The sequence below is a fragment of the Streptomyces sp. DvalAA-14 genome, assembly GCF_900091855.1.
In the GTDB taxonomy this organism is placed as follows: Bacteria; Actinomycetota; Actinomycetes; order Streptomycetales; family Streptomycetaceae; genus Actinacidiphila.
On record NZ_FMCH01000604.1, the window covers coordinates 1 to 3961 of the forward strand.

The 3961-nt window shown below is 76.6% G+C and carries 3 protein-coding genes; all 3 read left to right on the forward strand.

All coding sequences use genetic code 11. From position 1 onward, the window contains the following. Window positions 1-278 precede the first annotated feature (278 nt). Complete coding sequence (locus tag GA0115240_RS32390) at window positions 279-992, forward strand: SseB family protein (protein ID WP_093742336.1); 714 nt, start codon at window positions 279-281, stop codon at window positions 990-992. Between the two features lie 80 nt (window positions 993-1072). Next, window positions 1073-1324: a hypothetical protein gene (locus GA0115240_RS32395; protein WP_237555394.1), complete on the forward strand. Its 252-nt coding sequence runs from the start codon at window positions 1073-1075 to the stop codon at window positions 1322-1324. Window positions 1325-1422: 98 nt separating this feature from the next. Beyond that, on the forward strand, window positions 1423-3961 hold a 2539-nt coding region (locus GA0115240_RS32400), incomplete at its 3' end, for an FtsK/SpoIIIE domain-containing protein (RefSeq protein WP_256070141.1).

Below are 3961 nucleotides of genomic sequence, written 5' to 3' on the forward strand. Positions count from 1 at the left end.
GCGCCACCCCAACTCCGTGCCCCGGCCCGGCTTCGACCCGGCGCACCTGCCGCTGCCGCCGGGCCCGCCGCCCACTCCCCCGCCGGGCAGCGGCTGCCCTCCCACGAACCAGCGGTCCATCACGCCCCTGTGGCGCCGCGGTTGCCGCGCGTCCGGCCACTGCCGCTGTCGCGCCCGGCGCCGGGCGGCGCGCCACCGCCGCTGCCATGTCCGCCATCCGGCGGGCCCCTGCCCGCGCCGCCGCCGCGTAGCGGCACGCACCCTGACGGAAGAACGACATGAGCGAAGAAGCGCACCCGGCCGAGCAGCACACCGGCCGATCCGAAGCCCGGGCCGACCGCGACACGCCGGTCCGGGCGCGGCCGTCGGCGGAGAGCTGGCTGTACTCGATCGACCCCGGCTACGACCCGGACGCCGCGGTGCCGCCGCACGCGGTGATCGGCGCCTGGCCGGTCGATCCGGACGGCGAGCCCGGGGAGTTCGTGGCCAATCCGGGATACCGCCCTTCGCAGCTGAGCCTGCTGTTCACCGATCCGGCAGCGGGCCCGGGCGAAGGCGGGACGGGAGCCCGGGGCGGGGACCCGGCCGGTCCCGGCCTGGAGGCGGGGGTGCCGACCGATCCGGTGGACGCCGCGATGCGGCGTGCGGCCGCCGGGCACGGCTCCGAGGCGGCGGTGCTGGACGCACTGGCCGGCACCACGGTGTACCTGCCGGCGAACGACGCAGGCGAGCCGACGGCGTACCAGGACGAGGACGGCCCCTATGTCACGGTGCTGACCGATCCCCGGCAGGCGCCGCCGGCCTCAGCGCGGCTGCTGCCGGTGGGCGCGTCGGAACTGCTCGGGCTGCTGCCGGACGAGACCACCTTGTGGATCAACCCGGAGAGCGAGGTGTCCATCGAGGTCCCCGGCGCCCGGCTGCGTGCCGCCCTGGGCAGCCGGGGCGTGCTGCCGGGCATCCCCCGCAAGGGGCGGATCGGCGGCGGCGGTTGAGCCCCCCGGTGTCCAACAGGCCTCCACCGGACCGCGGGTGGACGGCGGGACGAGGTCAACTCCGACGGGACCGCCGTCACGTGGCAGGCCCTGGTCAACGACGTGGCGCAGCTTCAGGACAGGCTCTCGGCGGTCACGGGCAAGTCTCCTGCCTGCTGGCCAACGGCTGCCGCACCCCGGCCGCCCGGCGGAGGTCCTCGCCGTTCCCCGACGAGTTCGCCGAGGGCTTCGACCGGGTTCACCAGAGGCTGCGGGGCATCTGCCCGTACGTCAAGCCGGTCGGTGACGCGTTGTCCCGGACCGACGACCAGCTCGGCGCCCGTCCCGGCTGACCCCGCGCCCCCACCCGGAAGCCCGATCCGGCCGCCCCGCCCGGCCGCCCCGCCCGGAAGCCCCCACCCGTCCCCCCGGCAGGAGAGAGACGATCCCCGTGCGATTGAACGTCAGCGTTCGTGACCCGCAGGTCGAGGGGGTGTCCACCGCGGTCGTCGTCGACACCGAACCCTCGGCCCGCGCGGGCCGGCTCGCGGCGGAGCTGGCCCGCGCTGTCGGCCACGCGGGGACCGGCCCGGACCGGGCGCCGGAGCCGGCCCTGTTCATCGGCGCCGACGCCGTGGACCCGCGGGCGACTCTCCGGGCGGCGGGGATACGGGACGGCATGGATCTCGGGCTCGGCGCCCCGGTACCGACCGGGCCCGAGCCCGAGGGCCGTACCGAGGTCCGGGTGGTGTCGGGGACGGGTGCCGGGACCGTCCACCGCCTGGTGCCCGGTGACTACGACATCGGCAGCGCGGCGGCCTGCCGTATCCGGCTGGCGCCGGGCACGCCGCCGGTCGCGGCCAGGGTCCGGGTGCTGGTCGACGGCTCGGCCGAACTGCTCGGCGCCGCCGGGGCGCTGGTCGACGGCAAGCCGGCCCCGGACGGCGGCCCCTGGCGCGAGGGCAGCCTGCTCGCCGTCGGCGACATCCTGCTGGAGCTGACGTCCCGGCTGTCCGCCCGGGCGCCGCTCACCGCCGCCCGGGACGGGCTCGGCCTGGTATTCAACCGGCCGCCGCGGTTCCTGCCGCCGCCGGCCGGCGTCCGCTTCCGGCTGCCAGCCCCTCCGGTCCGGCCCGACAAGCGGCCGATCCCGCTGCTGCCCGTCCTGCTGCTGCCGGCCGGCGGCGCGGCGATCGCCATCGTCGTCACCACGACCTGGACCTTCGTCTTCGTCGCCCTGCTGTCACCGATCGCCGCGCTGGTCACCCGGTTCGGCGGCCGCAAGCGGGCGAGGCTGACGTATCGGGAGCAGAAGAAGCAGTACGACACGGCGCTCGCCCGGGTGCGCGCCGACATCGACGCCGCGATCCTGGACGAGCAGCGCCGTCTGCGGCTCCGCCTGCCCGATCCCGCCTCCCTGCTCCGGATGGCCGCCCAGCCGTCCGAGCGGCTGTGGGAACGCCGCTGGCAGGACCCGGACTTCTTGTCGCTGCGGGTCGGGACGGCCGACCTTCCGTCGTCGGTGAGCGTGGCGGATCCCGAGCAGGACGAGCACCGGCGCACCACCGTGCCGCGGCTGAACCAGGTCCCGGTGGCGGTGGCGCTGCGCGAGGCCGGGGTCGCGGGGATCGCCGGTCCGGGCGCGGCGCGGCTGGCCGGCTGGATGGCGGCCCAGGCCGCGTCCCTGCACGGCCCCGCCGATCTGCGGATCGTCGTGCTGGCCGGGCCCGACGGGGAGCAGGACTGGTCCTGGACCCGCTGGCTGCCGCACGCCCGGGCGCAGGGCGAGGACGCGTATTCGCTGGTGGGCAGCACCACCGAATCGCTGGCCCGGCGGATCGGCGAGCTCGGCCAGTTGGTGCGGACCCGGATCGCCGCCGGACCGGAGCCGGTCAGGGGCGGCGTGAGCGGCTGCCCGGACGTCCTGGTGGTGCTGGCGCAGGCCGGCGCGGCGCGGTCGCTGCCCGGGGTGATCGCCCTGCTGCGCGACGGTCCGTCGGTCGGGGTCCACACCGTCTGCGTCGACCGCGAGGAGTGGCTGCTGCCCGAGGAGTGCGGCGCCGTCGTCGTCACCGGGACCGGCACGGCCGGCACCTGCCGGGTGCGGACCGGCTCCGGCACGGCGCTGCCGGACGTCCGCACGGACTCCCCCGGGTCCGGCTGGTACGAGGCGCTGGCCCGGTCGCTGGCGCCGCTGCGCGGGGTCGGGGACGGCGACGGGAGCGCGCTGCCCGGCTCGGTGCGGCTGCTGGACCTGCTGGGTCTGGAGCCGCCCGGCGCGCAGGCGGTGATGGCCGGCTGGGCGCTCGGCGGTCGCAGCACCCGGGCGATCCTGGGCACCGGTCACGACGGCGACTTCGCGGTGGACCTGGTCCGCGACGGCCCGCACGCGCTGATCGCGGGCGCCACCGGCTCGGGCAGGTCCGAGCTGCTGCGGACGCTGATCGCCGCCTTGGCGGTGGTGAACCGCCCCGACGAGATGGCCTTCCTGCTCGTCGACCACAAGGGCGGCAGCGCCTTCGCCGAGTGCGCCGACCTGCCGCACACCGTCGGCCTGGTCACCGACCTCGACACCCATCTCGCGGAGCGCGCGCTGGTCTCACTGGGCGCCGAACTGCGGCGCCGGGAAACCCAGTTGGCCGAGGTCGGCGCCAAGGACGTGGTGGACTACCTGGACAAGCGGCAGCGCGGCGGCAATGTAATGCCGCCGCTGCCCCGACTGCTGCTGGTCGTCGACGAGTTCGCCTCGATGGTCCGCGAACTGCCCGGCTTCGTCCCCGGCCTGGTCACCTTCGCCCAGCGCGGCCGGTCCCTGGGCATCCACCTGGTGCTGGCCACCCGGTGCCCCGGCGGCGCGGTCACGCCGGACATCCGCGCCAACACCAACCTGCGGATCGCGCTGCGCACCACCGACACCGGCGAGAGCCGCGCCGTCATCGACGCGCCCGACGCCGGTGACGTCCTCCCCGCCACCCCGGGCCGTGCCTACG

What these genes read in the sequence shown, in the direction of transcription:
- GA0115240_RS32390 (WP_093742336.1), top strand. Translation starts at nt 279, where the DNA reads ATGAGCGAAGAAGCGCACCCGGCCGAGCAGCACACCGGCCGATCCGAA.